The sequence below is a fragment of the Myxococcus sp. CA051A genome (assembly GCF_013336705.1).
In the GTDB taxonomy this organism is placed as follows: domain Bacteria; phylum Myxococcota; class Myxococcia; order Myxococcales; family Myxococcaceae; genus Myxococcus; species Myxococcus llanfairpwllgwyngyllgogerychwyrndrobwllllantysiliogogogochensis.
Window position 1 is genome coordinate 1 of record NZ_JABUMS010000043.1, and the last position, 15,341, is coordinate 15,341.

The window sequence follows — 15,341 nt, forward strand, 5'->3', positions numbered from 1 at the left end:
ACGTCGGTTGGGACACTCCTACCTGCCGGGCCAGCGTCGAGGCATTCACCGCGCTCGGGCCCATCATCCGCTTCACCATCTGCGCCTTGAATGCGTCTGTGTACGGCACTTCAACCGCCTGCGCTCGCCCCCAGGGCGTCGTCAGCTCGGCGCGTCAGCCGAGGCGACATCTTCCCTGACACAGGGGGCAGAGGGCAGGGGGTCTTCGGACGCTTGCCCTCTTGCCCTCTCCCTCAAGTCTCGGATTTCAGGTGTCTGGGTTTGAATCCAGGCACTGAAAACCGGTGCTCCTCGTATTGAAGGTGACTCCCAGGGTGAGCCTCGTGGCTCGCCTTGACATCCCCTCATGGGTGCGGTTGAACTGCCCGCGATTCGCAATTGCGAATCATTCTCAACTGGGCGGCCCGTGAGGAGGACATGGCGACATCGACCCTGCTGATGGTGCTGGGCCTCGCCGTGCTTCGTGGCGTCGCGCTTCCTCCGGTGCTGGCCCGTCATCGAGTCTGGGTGAGGGGGCTGGGGGGCTGCTGCCTCATGGCCGCCGTGGGCTTCGCGGTGAAGGCCCAGGGGCTCGCCGTGGGGCTGACCTGCGCGCTTGTCCTCGCGATGCTGGTGGCTCCGGTGCTCGCGCTGGCGGCCCCGCTGTGGCCTCGCGCCACGCGGTACGTGTGGCCGGTGGGGGCCCTGGGGCTCGCGTGGCTGTGGTCGGGAGCCGTCTGATGGCCCACCAGCATGGTGCCGGTCGCATCGCCGCCGCTGTCACGGGGGCTCCCGGGGCCGCGGTGCTCGCGAGCCTGGCCGTCCCCGCGGTGCTGCCCGTGTCCGCGGACGTCCGGCTGCTCATCGCGCTGCTCGCGGTGCTGCCCGCCGTCGCCACCGCCGCGTGTCTGGCCTTGCTCGCGCGCAGCGCCGTGCGCGCGTGGGTGGCCTCCGCGCTCGTGGCCGCCGTGGCGGCCGTCGTCCTGGTGCTCGCGTGAAGCTCTCTTCCCGCGCGTACGAAATTCTCTGGGATGCCCACGCGTGGGCCGGCGTGCTCTCGTCCCTGGTCCTCTTCGTGACGTTCTTCCTGGGGGCCTTCGCGCTCTTCGCGGAGGAGCTGTCGCCCTGGCAGGAGCCCACGTTCCGCGCGCCCATCGCCGTGCCGGAAGCTCAGGCCGTCGCGCTCGCGCAAAGGCTCGCGGACACGGAGGCCGCGTCGCGCCCGGTCTGGTTCGGCATCTCCCTGCCCACCGAAGAGGAGCCGTGGCTGCGCCTGTGGCGGATGACCGACGGCGCCATCCATCCGCTCTGGTTGGACCCTGTCTCTGGCCGTCAGCTCGGGGAGCGCAGCGACCTGGGGGAGTACCTCAACGCGATGCACTTCCTGGAGCCGCTGCCGGGAGGAAGGCACCTGTCGGGGCTCGCCTCGGCGGTGCTCGTCCTGCTGGTGGGCACGGGGCTGCTGCTCCAACTGGGCCGGATGCTGCGCGAGCTGGTCCAGTTCCGTCCAGGCTCGTCGCGGCGGGTGTTCTGGTCCGACACGCACAAGGTGATTGGCGTCATCAGCGCGCCGTTCCTGCTCGTCTTCGGACTCACGGGCGGGATTCTCTGGTTCGACGACTGGTTCGAGCCCGCCGTGGTGAAGACATCGATGAAGGGCGACCTCCAGGTGAAGGAGCGCGCCGTGGACTGGCCCTCTCCTCCCGCTGCGTCGGGCAGGCCCGCGGGTGCGCCCGACCTGGCCCATGCGCTCGCGCTGGCGAAGCAGCGCTTCCCCGCGTCGTCGCATCACTGGTTCTTCTTCGACAACCTCGGTGACGAGCACGGCCTCGTCCACCTTCCGGGCGAGCGCGAGGGCACGCTCCACGCCTTCACCCACGTGCGTGTCTCGCGGACGGGGGAGCTGGTGTGGGCCCGCGACACGGGAGGCGGGACGCTCTACTCGCGGGTGATGGACCCGCTGTATGGGCTGCACTTCGCCACCTGGGCCAGCCTCCCCGCCAAGGTGCTCTACGCCCTGCTGTCCTTCGTCTGCGCGTTCGGCATCCTCGCGGGCAACCTGCTCTGGTTGGAGCGGCGGCGCGCGAAGGCGTCCAGCCGGTTCGACCGGGTGCTCGCGAAGCTGACCTCCGGGGTCTGCGCGGGACTCGCGCTGGCGGTCGCGAGCCTGTTCCTGGCCAATCAGGTGCTCCCCTCGGAGCTGGCCGCCCGTCCGGGCTGGGAGCACGCCGCCTTCCTCTCGGCGTGGGCGCTCGGAGTCGTCGGCGCCTTCGTCGACAGCGAGCCCGCGCGGTATGCGCGCCGCCTGCTCCTGGGCGCCAGCGTACTGCTCGTCGTCGTCCCGCTCATCGACGCGGCGAGGACGGGGCGGTGGCCGCTCGCCTCCGGCTCCTCGCACGTCCTGGTGACCGAGCTGGGCCTCGTGGCGGTGGCGCTCCTCCTCGCTGGCGCGGCGCGCGGCGTCCGTCGCCTCCAGCGGCCCACGCCCGTGGCTTCCTCCTCCTCCGTCGAGCCGGAGGCCCCCGCCTCCGTGCCGACCTGACCCTCCACGCCTCACCCCCCTCAACGGAGTTCATCATGAGCACCCTCCGCCGTCTCGCCACGGCATCCGCCGCCACCACCCTCCTGCTCACCACCACCCTCGTGGGATGCGGGGACGATGACGAGAAGACGAAGCCCCCGGTCGAGACGAAGGACCCCGTCTACAGCCTGGCCACGTCGGTCTTCTCACAGGCCGGCAGCGCCACGTACGTGAGCGTCTTCAACTCGCTGGACGTCACCGCGCTGGATTTGACGAAGGCCCGCGAGCACTCCGGCTTCGCGACGATTGGCGCCGTCGACGGGATGCTCTTCGTTGGCGCGGGCGAGAAGCCCGAGGTGTCTCGCTACACGGTGCGCGATGACGGCTCGCTGGAGGAAGCGGGGCGCATCAGCTTCGCCAACTACGGCCTCGCCACCTCGCCGCTCTACTTCAACCAGTTCGTGGACTCGACCACCGCGTACATGTCGCTGGAGGAGTCCAAGCGCATCCTCTGGAATCCCTCGACGATGGAGATCTCCGGCCCCGTCGAAGCGCCGGGCCTGGTCCGCGAGCGCGAGGACCTGGTGGTGAAGACGAGCTATGACCGCGGCCGCGTGGTGCGGGGGGACTATGCGTTCCAGGCGTTCTACTGGACGGATGGTGACTACTTCGACTTCCTGCCCACCTCGCAGATCGCCATCTACTCGAAGGCGGATGACAGCCTGGTGAAGCTGCTGGACGCGCCGTGCCCCGGGCTCGACGTGGCGACGCAGGACGAGGCTGGAAACATCTACTTCTCCAACTGGGTGTTCAGCTCCGCGGCGCCCGTCCTCAAGGAGGGCGCGCCCCCCACGTGCCTGGTGCGCATCAAGGCGGGCTCGCAGGAGATTGACACCGCCTTCACCCGCTCGCTGTCCTCGCTGGTGGGCAACCGGGAGACGGCGGCGTTCCGCTACCTGGGCAACGGCGTCGGCGTGGTCGCGGTCTTCTACAAGGAGAACCTGACCATCGACGCGAACACCAAGCCCACGGACATCACCGGCGGCCTGCACTGGAAGCTGTGGCAGGTCAATCTGACGGCGGGCACGGCGGCGCCCGTCGAGGGGCTCGACTTCATCGCGGGCGGCTACTACGCCTTCACGCTCGACCAGCGGACCTTCCTGCTGCTGCCCACGGCCGACTACAGCAAGACGGCCGTCTGGGAGCTGGGCACCAGCGGCGCCGCGGTCAAGCGCTTCGAGACGTTGGGCTGGGCGTACCAGTTCGTGAAGGTGCGCTGAGCCGTGCCTGACGCGCCTGGCCTTCGTCGAGGCCGGGCGCGTCGTCCCTCGTCAATCAGTACTCGAGCGTGCCCTTGAGCCAGGCCGCGCGGCCGGGCCGCTCGACGCCGAAGAAGTCGAAGACGCGGGCGTCGGTGACGTTCTCCAACTCGGCGGTGAGTCCCGCGGTGAGCTTGCCCCGCCGGACGCGGTAGCCGATTCCCGCCGCCTGCACGAACTGGGTGTCGACCGTGTCCTTCGACTCCACCGTGCCCAGGCCCTCCCAGTTGCGGAAGAAGCCATTCACGTAGCGCGTGCTCCAGAACGGGGACAGCTCGTCCTCTGCCAACGCCAGCCCTCGCAGGGACACCCGGGCCGTGGCGTTGGCGAAGAGCCACGGACGATTCGGCAGGCGGCGTCCCTCGAAGGCCCCGAAGGTGCCCTGGCCGGAGACGTTGCGCGGGTTCTGCACCGTGGCGTTGGCATCCAGGCTGAAGAGCCCGCCCGGTGAACTCCACCCCGCCGAGCCCTCGACGCCGAGAATCCGGGCCGCGTACACGTTCTGGTAGCTCCACTCGCGGTCTCTCCCCGTGAGCAGGATGAGGTTGTCCGCGAAGCGGGCGAAGCCGTTGAGCTCACCCCGGAAGCTGCCCAGCTTCGTGCGCAGCGGCACGGAGGCGAGGCCCAGGTTCAGGTTGTGGCTGTGCTCCGGCTCCAGGTCGAGGTTCTCCTGGACGAGCACGCCGTTGCCGAAGACCTCGTCGGGACGCGGCAGGCGCGTGGCGCGCTCGTAGCTGGCCTTGAGATAGAGCGGCGAGCCCAGCCGGAGCCGCAGCGCGGCGCCGCCTCCGAGCCGATGCAGCTCGCGGTCCTTCTTCCGCCATCCCCCTGTCGCCAGCGGCTGCTCGGCCTTGCCCACGTAGACGTAGTCCTTGCCGAAGAGGATGACCTCCAGCGCGTCGTCGAGCAGGTCGACCTCGTACTCGAGGCCGGTGACGAAGGTGAGCTGGGAGCGCTCCGCGGCGAGCCTGTCCGGGTCGCTGGGGCTGGCCCTGCGACGCTCCTCACCCGTGCGCACCATCAGCGTCGGCGCGAAGGCGAGCCGCAGCGTCTGATGCTTCGCCACGTCCCAGCCCACGTTGACGCGGCCGTAGACGGAGCTCTGCCAGATGGTCTGGTCGATGGGGTTTTCGCCCAGCTCGCCCGCCACCTCGCGCGGATTCACGCGGTTGCCGAACCAGTCGTAGACCCACTCGCCCACGTCGACGAGCTTGGTGGCCTGCCACGCGTAGCCGGCCAGCACATCCAGGCGGGCGCTCGGCGACAGCGTCTTCGCGTAGAGCAGCTGCGCGCCCAGCGTGTCGGAGTCGTAGCGGGCCTCGCCATAGGGCGCGCCCGACATCACCAGATTGTGCTGCAGCTCCTTGTCGTGCCGGGCGCCGAACGCGCGAACGACGATGCGGTCCGCCCAGGACAGGCCGGTGTAGCCCGCCTCGACACCTCCGCCGAGCGCGTCGTAGCCGTCGTGGAAGCGCTTGACGGTGACGGGACGGATGGAGCCCCGGTCGTCCGCGGCCTCGACGTCGACGGAGTAGTCGTTGTTCGTGGTGTCGGCGAAGAAGTGGGCCCGTGAGTAGAAGCCCTCCTCCGCGGGCCTGTAGCCACCGCCGAGCGTGAGGCGGAAGGTGCCGAAGGCTCCACCCTGGAGGGACACGGCGCCATGCGCGCCGACCTCCTGGGGCGAGGAGACGAGGTTGACGGCGCCACCGAGCGCGTCCGCGCCGTAGCGCACCGGCACCACGCCCCGGTAGAGCTGGATGGAGTCCACCAGGTTGACGGGCACGTTGGCGATGCCGAAGGGATAACCCGAGAGGTCCAGCGGCACGCCGTCCAGGAAGAAACGAATCTGGTCGTCGGTGAGGCCGTTGAGCGCGAACAGCGCGGTGCTGCCGAGCCCTCCCGTGCGCCGCACCTCCACGCCTTCCTGCGAGGCGAGCACCTGGCCCAGGTCTCCGGAGCGGGAGCGTGCGCGCTGGATGCTCACGACTCTCACGGCCTCGGCGGACTGGCGTCGCTCTTCCGAGTCCGAGCGCGCGGAGACGGTGGTCTCCAGCTTCTTCTCCTCGGGGACCGGTGGCGTGGCCTCGGTGGTGGGTTGCGTCGCCGTGGGCTCGGAGCCGGGCTGCTGGGGGACGGGCGGGGGAGGCGCGTCGAGCTTGAAGGTGTGGGCCAGTTCAATCTGGCACGCCACGGCCTCGCCGCGGACGCGCGCCGGCTCGAACTTGAAGGACAGGCTGGCGGTCCGCACCGCTTCGTCGAAGGCCGCGCCCGCGGAGCGGACGACCTCCGAGTCCGTCACGCTGCCCTGCTCGTCGAGCGTGAGCCGGAGGACGACCTCACCCTCGCGGCCGGCCGCCTGCTCGGCTTCGGGATAGGGGACCGCGACGCTGTCGAGGCGCCGAGGCACCTGGACCTCATCGCTCGGAGGAGCCTCCGCCGTGGCTGTAGCCGGAGCCTGCTCCTGGGAGGGAGACGGCGTGGACGGGGCCGGGGAGGCCACCGAGAGGAGCAGCGCGAGGGAGGTGACCGGTGAGAACATCCGCAATCCCGGACTACTTGGTTTTGCGACGCAATATCAATTGCGCGCCCCGGGGGATATCGGGGATTGCGGTGGGGCGGTCAAGGCGCGCGGCCCTCCGCCTGTCCGGGGGCTGCTCCCTCGCCCGCGAGCCCGGGCCATATGGGCTCGCGGTGAGGGACGAAGCCGCTCACTGGACGATGGCGCCCAGCTCCGTCTCACCCGGTTCAATCTTCGCTTCCGGGTTGGACCACACGAAGGGGATGCCCGGCTGCCGGTAGAGGGTGTTGGGGATGTCCTTGGCCAACTGCGCGTGCAGCTCCGGGAGCTGGGACCAGTGCACGCCATGCTTCGCATGGTGGGCGGTGTGGAAGCCCAGGTTGCCAGTCATGAGGTTGTAGCCCCGGTGAACGATGTTGTACGAGGCCTGGGTGTGCTCCGTCGCCTCCAGCCCCACGTGGTGGAAGTAGGTGGCCCAGACGGTGACGTAGAGCGACGCCACCATGGGGAGCAGGAACACGAAGAGGGCGTTGTACCAGTTGTGCCAGAACAGCACGCCGAGCAGCGCCACCTGGAGCGCGCCCATGGCCAGGAAGATGCGCTGGGCCTTCGGCTGCGCGCGTCCCACGGCGTAGGCCCGGGGATAGGCCAGCAGCGTGTTGATGACGGAGAACTCGGCCTCGCCCATGGTGGACCCGTCCGCGCGCTTCCAGCGGGCCTCGTCCTTCTCCTGGTCCAGGTAGTTGCGGTGGTGGCCGACCACGTGGTGCAGGAACCACGCGTGGGACGTCACGCCCGTCTGGAAGCCGAAGACGACCTCCAGCAGCCGGTTGGGCAGCGCGTGGCGGAACATGGGCACGTGCTGGTGGTGGTGGTTCCAGGCGCTGATCCACCCCTTGGGAATCACCCAGAGGGCGAGCCACAGGAGGGGGAGCCACCAGCTTCTCGCCGTGAAGTAGACCGTCAGGTCCAGGGCGAACACCGTGGCGAACAGCAGGACGGGGATGCGGTCTCTGGGGTGTCGGAACAATGTCATGCGGTTTCCACAGCGGGGGTGGGACGGGCTCCCAGGGGAGGGTAGAGGGTTTGCCGCTCGCGCGGGACAAGCTTTCCGGTGACGCCCTTGGGAAGCACCACGCCGAAGAAGAAACCCTCCTCGAAGGGCTCCGTCGAATCGACGTGGACGCGCACCCGGGCGCTGATGGTCGCCAGCGCCGTGCGCAGGAACACCATCGCGAAGTCTCCGGCCACACAGGCACGAGGGCCCCGGCCGAACGGGAAGAAGTAGTCGCTGCCCAGCGGGTCGTTCGCCGCGCCGCCGTTCAGCCAGCGCTCCGGGTCGAACGTCTCCGGGCTCGTCCAGTGCGTCGCGTCCCGGTGCAGGTGCTGGTTGGAGATCATCAGCGTCGTCTCCGGCGGCAGCATGACGCCCGCCAGCCGCGTCTCGGTGGACGGTGAGCGGCGCATGAGGACGCGGACGGCGGGGAGGATGCGCAGGGCCTCGTAGGCGACGGCCTCGCCCCAGGGCGCCCCGCCGAGCCGCTCGTGGTTCAGCGGTTCTTCCGCCAGCAGCGCGGACTCGAGCGCCAGTCGCTCCTCGGCGGCGGGGTGCTTCTGGAGCTGGTGGAAGGCTCCGACGAGCGTGGTGCTGGAGGAGAAGACGCCGCCGAAGAAGAACGAGCCGAGCAGGTTCGCGTGCACCTGGTCATCCAGCTCCGGCATCTCCCGCAGCGTCCACGACATCAAATCCACCCGGTGCGCGGCCGGTGCCTGTCGTGCCGCGCGGATTCTGTCCGCGAACAGCCCGTAGAAGCGCTCCTTCGCCGCGGCGAAGCCCTTGGGGACCGAGACGAACCTCAGGGGCAGCTTCGCCTGGATGCGTGCATCCGCCGCGGCGGCCAGCAGCATGAAGTCGTCATACGCGGACGTGGGGAGCTTCTCTCCCACCGTGGCCACGCAGAACGCATCGAACGTCAACTGGCGCAGCATGGGCGTCAGGTCGAGCGACGGCTGGTGGCGCACCGCCTCCACCGACTCGGCGATGGCCGCCCGCATCGGCTCCACCTGGGCCGCCTGCCACGCCGCCGTCCACGGCTGCGCCAGCGGGTCCATCCCGTGCTTGCGCTTCCAGTCCTCACCCTGCTGCGCGATGAACGGCGTGTCGTCCGTGGCGGAGTGGCGGATCTGCTCGCCGATGTTGCCCTTCTCGAACTCCAGCCTGCGCGTCTCCAGCACCTCGCGGATGATGGCGGGGCCGTTGAGCACCAGCGCGGGGGAGGGCCCCAGCCACGCGACGGTGACGGGCCCGTAGGCGCGCGCATAGCGAGCGCACGTCTCCCACGGCTGCACGCCCAGGAAGTCCCCCAGGTTGCCCAGCAGGCCCGGCGTTGGCCCCGGGAGGCTGGCGAGCGGCTTGCGCCGGGCGCGGAAGAACAGGTTGAACAGGCCGCGAGAGAGCAGGTTCGGCACGAGGGAGCCTCCGGTGCTGCTCAGACGGTGATGCCGCAGGGAATCTTGTCGGGCTGCAGGACGGTGTAGGGCACGGCGACGCGCGCGTTGCGCGCCTTCACCGCCGCCAGTTGCTCTCGCAGGCGCTGATGGAAGCGCTCGCGGATGGCCAACAGCTCGGGCTCGTGGAAGTACTCCTCGCGCCAGCCGAACTCGTGCAGTAGGTACTCCTCGTCTTCCCCGAAGCTGGAGAGCGCCCGGCCGATGGCGACCTGCCAGAGTGTCTGGGACTTGCTGGGAATCATGGCGGCGATGTCTTCCGCGCGCAGGACGCCTTTCTGACGGGGCGGCTCCTGACGCATGCACAGCGGCGCGTTGGGTACGAAGGCGTAGTGCTCGTATTGCAGGTAGTTGACCGCGGTGTGCTGGACGCTGACCGTGAAGATGACGGTGGTGAGCATGTCGACCAGGTCGTCCACGCGGCGCAGCTCCTGGCAGGGCAGCTTGTCCACGGGCAGTCCGTGCTCGGTGAGGTCCTTCCACCACTGTTGCATCTCGGTGTCGCCCTCGAGGTCGGCGTCGGTCCGGTAGAAGTGCCTGAGCACGCCGCCGACGTATTCCTCGAAAGCATCCCACAAGGGGAGGGCGTCGTCGCGGTAGGGGTAGCTGGGCAGGACGTCAGGGGACAGCACGCCTCGGCGCTCGAAGTCCTGCCGGGGCCTGTTGTCGGAGAGCTTCCAGCGCTGGTACCCCTTCTTGCCCAGTTGGAGGTGGCCCTTCTCCGGGCCGCCGGTGGCGATGAAGTCATCGAACACCCCGCCCTCGGCGAGCAGGCCCTTGCGTGCTCCCTCGTTGATGGCGAGCGTGTACCGGAAGTGCCGGCGCAGCAGCTTGTAGACGGGGTGCGGGTCCGGCAGGTTGCGCATCGTCACCATGACGAAGGGCTCCGCCACGAAGTGGGTGCGCAGCGCGTGGCTCACCATCTGGTGCGTGTTGCCCTCGCTGCAGCGGACGTAGATTTTCGCCGCGAGCCAGTCGTACTCGCCGTCGTTCGGGGTGAAGACGGGGTCCTTCCGCGCGTCGCGGCCCAGTTGGATGGCGATGGGGCGCAGCTGGCGGGAGTCGTCCAGGTACAGCAGGCAGCGGGACGCCGGAGCCCACCTCCGCTCCTCGACGCCCTCCTCGTTGACCTTCCGGTACATGGGGATGTCGTCGAGGATTTCGAAGTCGAGCAGGAAGATGCGTCTGGCGTCGAGAGCGCGCGCCAGCGTGGTGCCGGGGGACAAGAGGCCGCGCAGGTCCTCATCCGTCAGCGGCATGTCCTGGGGCACGTTGGGGACGAGGGTGATGTGCATCGGGTTGATGCCCTGGACGGCCTGCCGCGCGAACTCGTAGTCGTCCTTCCACCTGGGGACGAGCTGGGGCACTTCCAGCCCCTTGAAGAAGTCGAAGATGTCCACCAGCCCGTTCCACGCGTTGGTCAACATGGGCAGGTGCAGCTTGATGGACGCCAGCGTCTTGGCGATGACGACCTCGTAGCTTCCCTCCGTGAGTCCCCGGTACAGCTCGTCCTTGGGCAACGGCCGCGTCTCACTCAAGTCGAGCGCGCCAGGAAGTCCCGCGGTGGCCTCGGCGGAACGCCAGGGATACATCCGCCGACGGTGCTCGAGCAGCTCGTGTCGCGCCGTCGCTTCTCGTGCGTGGCTCGCCTGTCGCGCGAGCTTCGCGGTGCCTTCGAGCACGTCCACCGTGGCGCCACCCCGCACCCACCGGAAGAAGGGAAAGCGCCACTGCCTCCCCTCCGCGGTGACGTGGGCCTGGTCCAGCAGCCAGTCCGCCGCGACGCCTCCGGTGTTGGTGAAGCGCAGCAGCACCAGCTCGCCCAGGTCCGTGGCCTGGACGGAGTAGACATCCTCCGCGCCCGCCTCGAAGTCATCGTGGAATCGCTTGTTCAGCGCGTGCGGGCCGCTCTCCCCATGCGTGCCCACCAGGGTGACGGAAATGTCTGCGTTCGTGCCCGCGCCCAGCTTCGCGCTCGTGCGAATCTTGAGCTTGTACTCGACAGTCATGGAACCCTCTACGGAACGGGGGCAGACCGTAGGACGGGGAAAGCGAGAGCTGCAAGCCATGCTACCCTCCCCACGGAATGAGGCAGGCGTCGCTCAGCGCACGGAATTCGCGAAGGTTCCAGTGGCCCTGTCATGAGTGAGGGACACCCGTGGAAGTGGGGCTGATGACAGACGGTGGCACTGGTGGGCTCGCGGCCTGGGGCAGGGGACGGGGATGATGTTCGCGGCGCTGCGCCGGTGGGTGGGCTCTCTCGGGTTCAGGGGACACGAGAGCGACCCGAACGAAGTGTTGGACGCGGAGGAGCTGGCGCGGTGGTACTCGGGGCTGAAGCTGGAGGAGCGGCTGGAGGTCAGTCGTCAGCTCGCACCTCGGGTCCGTGCGGGCCGCACCGTGCGGGACACCTCCACGTTGCCCGCGGTGGCGGTGGGACGTCTGGTTTTCGAGCAGGACGGGCCGGACGGCCCCATACCCTTGCATCACGTCAAGGTGGAGCTGTGGGACCGGGACTTCGGCGCGCCGGATGACTTTCTGGGGGAGGGTTTCACGGACCCGGACGGTGGGTTTTCGGTCCGCTACGACCCCGAGGACGCGGGCGTGGGAGACCTGCCCGATTTGGAGGTCCGCTTCTTCGAGCCGCAGCACACGTTCCGTCCGGATGGGCAGGTGGTGGAGACGTGGCGGCGCATCGGCTCCGAGCAGGGGCCGGATGACCACGGGGGCCTCCACTTCGACTTCGGCACGTTGCGGCTGCCGTACTGGGAATACGATTCGACGACGCCGCTCGCCCGCCTGCTCGTGACGGAGGAGGGGACAGCGCCCACGGCCTATGCGCCGGGCCGTGCGATTGCGATGTTGAAGGCCGTGGCGCCCGTGGAACTCATCAAGCGAGGGCACCTGCTCCAGGGGAAGCTGGGACAGGCTCCCGCGCTGGAGAAGATTCAGGCGGACTATCCGGAGGCGCTGACGGTGCGGATGGAGCGCGAGTCGCCGGGCTCCACGCGCACGGATGCGTTCTTTGGAGAGCGGCTGCTCAACGGCATGTTCTCCAGCATCCTCGACAGGGATCCGGAGGTGCCGGGAGACGCGAAGGCGTTCCGGCTCTACTACCCGTGGAACGCGTACGAGCAGGACGGCGTGCACTGTCTGCCGGACGTGGACGTGCGGCTGCGGTTGGTGGAGGAGCGGCTGTTGCCGGTGCGCATCATCCTGGGCATGCGCGAGCCGGGCGCGACGGCTCCGGGCTCACCGGTGACGCGGCGGAGCTACACGCCCGCGGACGGGGCGGGCTGGGAGGCGGCGAAGCGGATGGCGCGGGTGAGCGCGACGCTGGACACGGAGCTGGGCAATCACCTGGGGCAGTGTCACTTCAACGTCGAGCAGTACGCCATCGCCGCGCATCGCAACCTGCGGCGCAGCCCGCTGCGGTGGTTGCTCATGCCGCACCTGCGCGAAGTGGTGCTCATCAATCGCTCCGCCGACGGGTTTCTCGTCGGGTCCACGGGCTACATCACGCGTGCGAGCGCGCTGGTGGAGCGGGCGGTGGAGTCGCGCCTCTTGCACCTGATGGGAAGCTACGACTGGAAGGGCTTCGAGCCCGCGCCGCCCATCTGCGAGGGACACCGCTACGCGCGCGCGGCGGGGTTGTTCTGGAAGCTGTTGGGTGAGCACGTGGACGCGTTCTTCGCGGAGCACGGCGCGGCGGTGGAGGCCGAGTGGCGCGAGGTTCGGCGCTTCTCGGACGACCTGGTGGCGCACTCCGCGCCGGCCTTCGTGTGTCGCTATCTCCGAGCGACGGTGCCGGGCAAGGCCGCGCCGTGGTTCGTGCGCTCCGAGCGCATGGACCTGGACGCGAAGACCGTGGAGCCCACGCCGAAGGCCGTCAGCGCCGTGACATGGACAGACGTCCCCCAGCCTGGGGAGGTTGAGGCGCTCAAGCGCCTGTGTCGCTATGTCATCTACTTCGCGACCTTCCGTCACGCGTGGGCCAACAATCTTCAGTGGGACGACGCGGGCGAGGTGTTGTACGCGTGTCTGGGATTGCGGTGGGGAAAGGGCGGGGTGCTGTCGACGGAGGCGGACCTGGACGTCGCGCCCTCGCCGGAGGAGGCCACGGAGATGCTGTGGATTTCGTGGATGTTGTCCAAGACGAACTACGGCTTCCTCCTGGCGAACGAGGAGTCCGACGTGCACCCCCGGTTCGTGGAGCTGCTGCGTGCACACGCCGCCGAGTTCGCCGCGCTGGGCCTGGATGTCCGCACGGTCAGCTCGCGCATCAACATCTAACCGCCGCTCAGGTGGTGCCGGAGAACTCCGGGGAATATATGTGGGCCCGTCGCCATGACTCCGCCCGTTCCCCTGCTCGTTTCCATCTATGGCCTGTATCTGCTCGCGGTCATCACGCCCGGGCCGAACACCTTCATCGTCACACGGCTGGCGCTGTCCGCTTCGCGCCGGCATTCCATCACCGCCGTGCTGGGGATTGCACTGGGGAACGCGGCATGGCTCTGCGTCATCCTGGGCGGCGCCGCCGTGCTCATGCAGCGACACGCCGATGCGATACGCGTCGTTCGCTACGCGGGCGGACTGTTCCTGCTCTATCTGGGCGTGAAGGGACTGCGAGTGGCCGGCACGGCGTCACGTGTCTCTTCCGAGGCTCCCGAGGCGCGCGCATCGACAACGGAAGGCGAACGGCCGTTTCGCAGTGGCCTGTTGGCCAGTCTGTCCAATCCGAACACGCTGCCGTTCTATCTGAGCATCCTCGCGCCCACGGTGGTGCCAGGCATTCCCCTGTGGGTGCGCGTGGCCGCGGCTGCGGGCATCGTGTGTCTCGCGATGACTTGGTACGGGCTGCTGGCCTGGGGGCTGTCCACCGGGCACTTCCGGCGCATGTATTCCCAGCACGAGTCCCTCATCCGCCGGCTGCTCGGGCTGGTGCTGGTGGCCTACGGAGTCAAGCTGCTGGTCTCTGGGTAGCGGCGCGCGGCCTCCTGGTATGGAAAGAGCATGCGGTGTTCTTCCTGTCCCGCGTCCTCCGGAGCCTTCACACGGCGCGGCGGGGCTCCTCCGCCTCCGCTCTTCGGACGTCCTTGGTCTAAACCTCGTCGCGCGCTGCTTCGGCGTTCCACGCATCGCAACCCCTGATGCGATTCCCTTCCGATGACCGAGGGCGAATGGTCGATCTCCTCGTCGCAATTCTTCAATAGCCTGCACAGGAGCGGTTGCCCGCCAACCTCCCGCACCATGCCCTGATGGGAGAGCAGCTTGGCTCGGCGAGAGTCCGTTCGATGCCTATCAGCTTTGGGGCACAGACCAAGTGGCTCCCGTCAGCGTCCCTTCTCGGTCACTCGGCGCATATCCATCGTCGTTGACAGGGCTTGATTGTTCCGGCTTGGAAATATCGCAGAGCGCTCACGCGAGTGGAGCAACCCCGGTGAGTGCGTGCACTGCCGGGGCGACAACTTCCCTGACACAGAGGGCTACCACGGCTGGGGTATGGTCAGGATGCTTGGCACCCGATGTTGAAGCCTGGGGCTTGGTTGCTCGCAGCACATGTTTTGTCCAGACAGAGAGAGCCATCTATGGGAGTGGACCACCCATTGCTAAATCCTTGGTGTGGGGGCGGCGAGGCTTCTCTTCAGGAACGCGTGTTGACCCTTGTTCAGGAGGTTGTCTGTGATGAGCGGATTGAGGACCAGGCGCGTCTTTTTGTGTTCGAACTTTACGGGGAACTGATGTGGACAGTGGGGCCAGTGCCGCATCATGAGGCGTTCGCTCATGATCTTCAGATGCCAGACTATCTGGCGGAGACCGCTAAGAGTGGTGCTCTTGCCTGGAGCGACTTCGATGTCCGCTCGCACGAGATGTTCATGCCTCTTATGCGTGCCTATGTCGAGCAGAAAGGCGACCGTTGGGAGGACTTTGCAGCCGCCCTCTGGCGCGCTTGGCTTGGCTCGGAAGCGCCACTGAGCCTATGGAAGAGACGTGATGCGCCCGATTGGGTTTTGGATTGGTACGCATTCATCCCGCCCGAGGCAATCCTGGATGCGCGGCTCAAGAGGGCCCTCGAGAGTAATGTGATGCCCTTTGGGCATTTCAACGATGCTCAATGGATGGCTTTTCTTGAGTACTGGAAACGGGAGCCGCACCGGCAAGGCTTCTATGACGAGGAGCCTTGGCGCCACATGCCCCAGGACTTCATCCGGCAGGCCATTGCCGAGGGCATCATCAAGCCCTACCAGGGGCGAGCCCTTCATGCGATTTGGTGGGTGGCCACAAACGTCGTAAGAGAAGAGCTATACCCCCCTGTGTCAGGGAAGATGTCGCCTCGGCTGACGCGCCGAGCTGACGACGCCCTGGGGGCGAGCGCAGGCGGTTGAAGTGCCGTACACAGACGCATTCAAGGCGCAGATGGTGAAGCGGATGATGGGCCCGAGCGCGGTGAATGCCTCGACGCTGGCCCGGCAGGTAGGAGTGTCCCAACCGACGT

The 15,341-nt window shown here is 68.2% G+C and carries 11 protein-coding genes; 7 read left to right on the forward strand and 4 right to left on the reverse strand.

The genetic code is table 11. From position 1 onward, the window contains the following. Positions 1 to 417: 417 nt before the first annotated feature. The 4 genes from HUA74_RS44645 to HUA74_RS44660 are packed head-to-tail and all read left to right on the forward strand — an operon-like array spanning position 418 to position 3,780. Positions 418 to 720: a hypothetical protein gene (locus tag HUA74_RS44645; RefSeq protein ID WP_174459466.1), complete on the forward strand. Its 303-nt coding sequence runs from the start codon at positions 418 to 420 to the stop codon at positions 718 to 720. Next, positions 720 to 977, forward strand: a complete 258-nt coding sequence (locus HUA74_RS44650) for a hypothetical protein (RefSeq protein ID WP_174459467.1) — start codon at positions 720 to 722, stop codon at positions 975 to 977. Before HUA74_RS44645 ends, HUA74_RS44650 begins: the two co-directional genes overlap by 1 nt. Then, positions 974 to 2,521, forward strand: a complete 1,548-nt coding sequence (locus tag HUA74_RS44655) for a PepSY-associated TM helix domain-containing protein (protein WP_174459468.1) — start codon at positions 974 to 976, stop codon at positions 2,519 to 2,521. The genes HUA74_RS44650 and HUA74_RS44655 overlap by 4 nt, the downstream gene beginning before the upstream one ends. 35 nt (positions 2,522 to 2,556) lie before the next feature. Further along, complete coding sequence (locus HUA74_RS44660) at positions 2,557 to 3,780, forward strand: MxcI (protein WP_174459469.1); 1,224 nt, start codon at positions 2,557 to 2,559, stop codon at positions 3,778 to 3,780. 55 nt (positions 3,781 to 3,835) lie between these two features. On the opposite strand, the gene mxcH is transcribed toward HUA74_RS44660, so the two are convergent. From mxcH to HUA74_RS44680, 4 genes are all read right to left on the reverse strand, one after another. Beyond that, positions 3,836 to 6,358 (reverse strand): TonB-dependent siderophore myxochelin receptor MxcH, encoded by a 2,523-nt coding sequence (mxcH, locus tag HUA74_RS44665; protein WP_174459470.1) that lies wholly within the window; start codon positions 6,356 to 6,358, stop codon positions 3,836 to 3,838. Between the two features lie 169 nt (positions 6,359 to 6,527). Continuing rightward, positions 6,528 to 7,373 carry a fatty acid desaturase gene (locus HUA74_RS44670; protein ID WP_174459471.1) on the reverse strand — a complete coding sequence of 282 codons (846 nt, stop codon included), beginning with the start codon at positions 7,371 to 7,373 and terminating at the stop codon, positions 6,528 to 6,530. After that, on the reverse strand, positions 7,370 to 8,806 hold the full coding sequence (locus HUA74_RS44675) for a cytochrome P450 (RefSeq protein ID WP_174459472.1): 1,437 nt from the start codon (positions 8,804 to 8,806) through the stop codon (positions 7,370 to 7,372). Before HUA74_RS44675 ends, HUA74_RS44670 begins: the two co-directional genes overlap by 4 nt. A 20-nt stretch (positions 8,807 to 8,826) precedes the next feature. Next, on the reverse strand, positions 8,827 to 10,854 hold the full coding sequence (locus HUA74_RS44680) for a lipoxygenase family protein (RefSeq protein ID WP_174459473.1): 2,028 nt from the start codon (positions 10,852 to 10,854) through the stop codon (positions 8,827 to 8,829). Positions 10,855 to 11,068: 214 nt separating this feature from the next. On the opposite strand from HUA74_RS44680, the gene HUA74_RS44685 reads away from it, so the two are divergent. From HUA74_RS44685 to HUA74_RS44695, 3 genes are all read left to right on the forward strand, one after another. Continuing rightward, complete coding sequence (locus HUA74_RS44685) at positions 11,069 to 13,138, forward strand: lipoxygenase family protein (protein WP_254625557.1); 2,070 nt, start codon at positions 11,069 to 11,071, stop codon at positions 13,136 to 13,138. A gap of 54 nt (positions 13,139 to 13,192) precedes the next feature. After that, on the forward strand, positions 13,193 to 13,828 hold the full coding sequence (locus HUA74_RS44690; protein ID WP_174459474.1) for a LysE family translocator: 636 nt from the start codon (positions 13,193 to 13,195) through the stop codon (positions 13,826 to 13,828). A 671-nt stretch (positions 13,829 to 14,499) separates the two neighbouring features. Further along, the gene (locus HUA74_RS44695; protein ID WP_174459475.1) at positions 14,500 to 15,231 is read left to right on the forward strand and encodes a hypothetical protein; all 732 of its coding nucleotides are present in this window, start codon (positions 14,500 to 14,502) and stop codon (positions 15,229 to 15,231) included. Positions 15,232 to 15,341 lie beyond the last annotated feature (110 nt).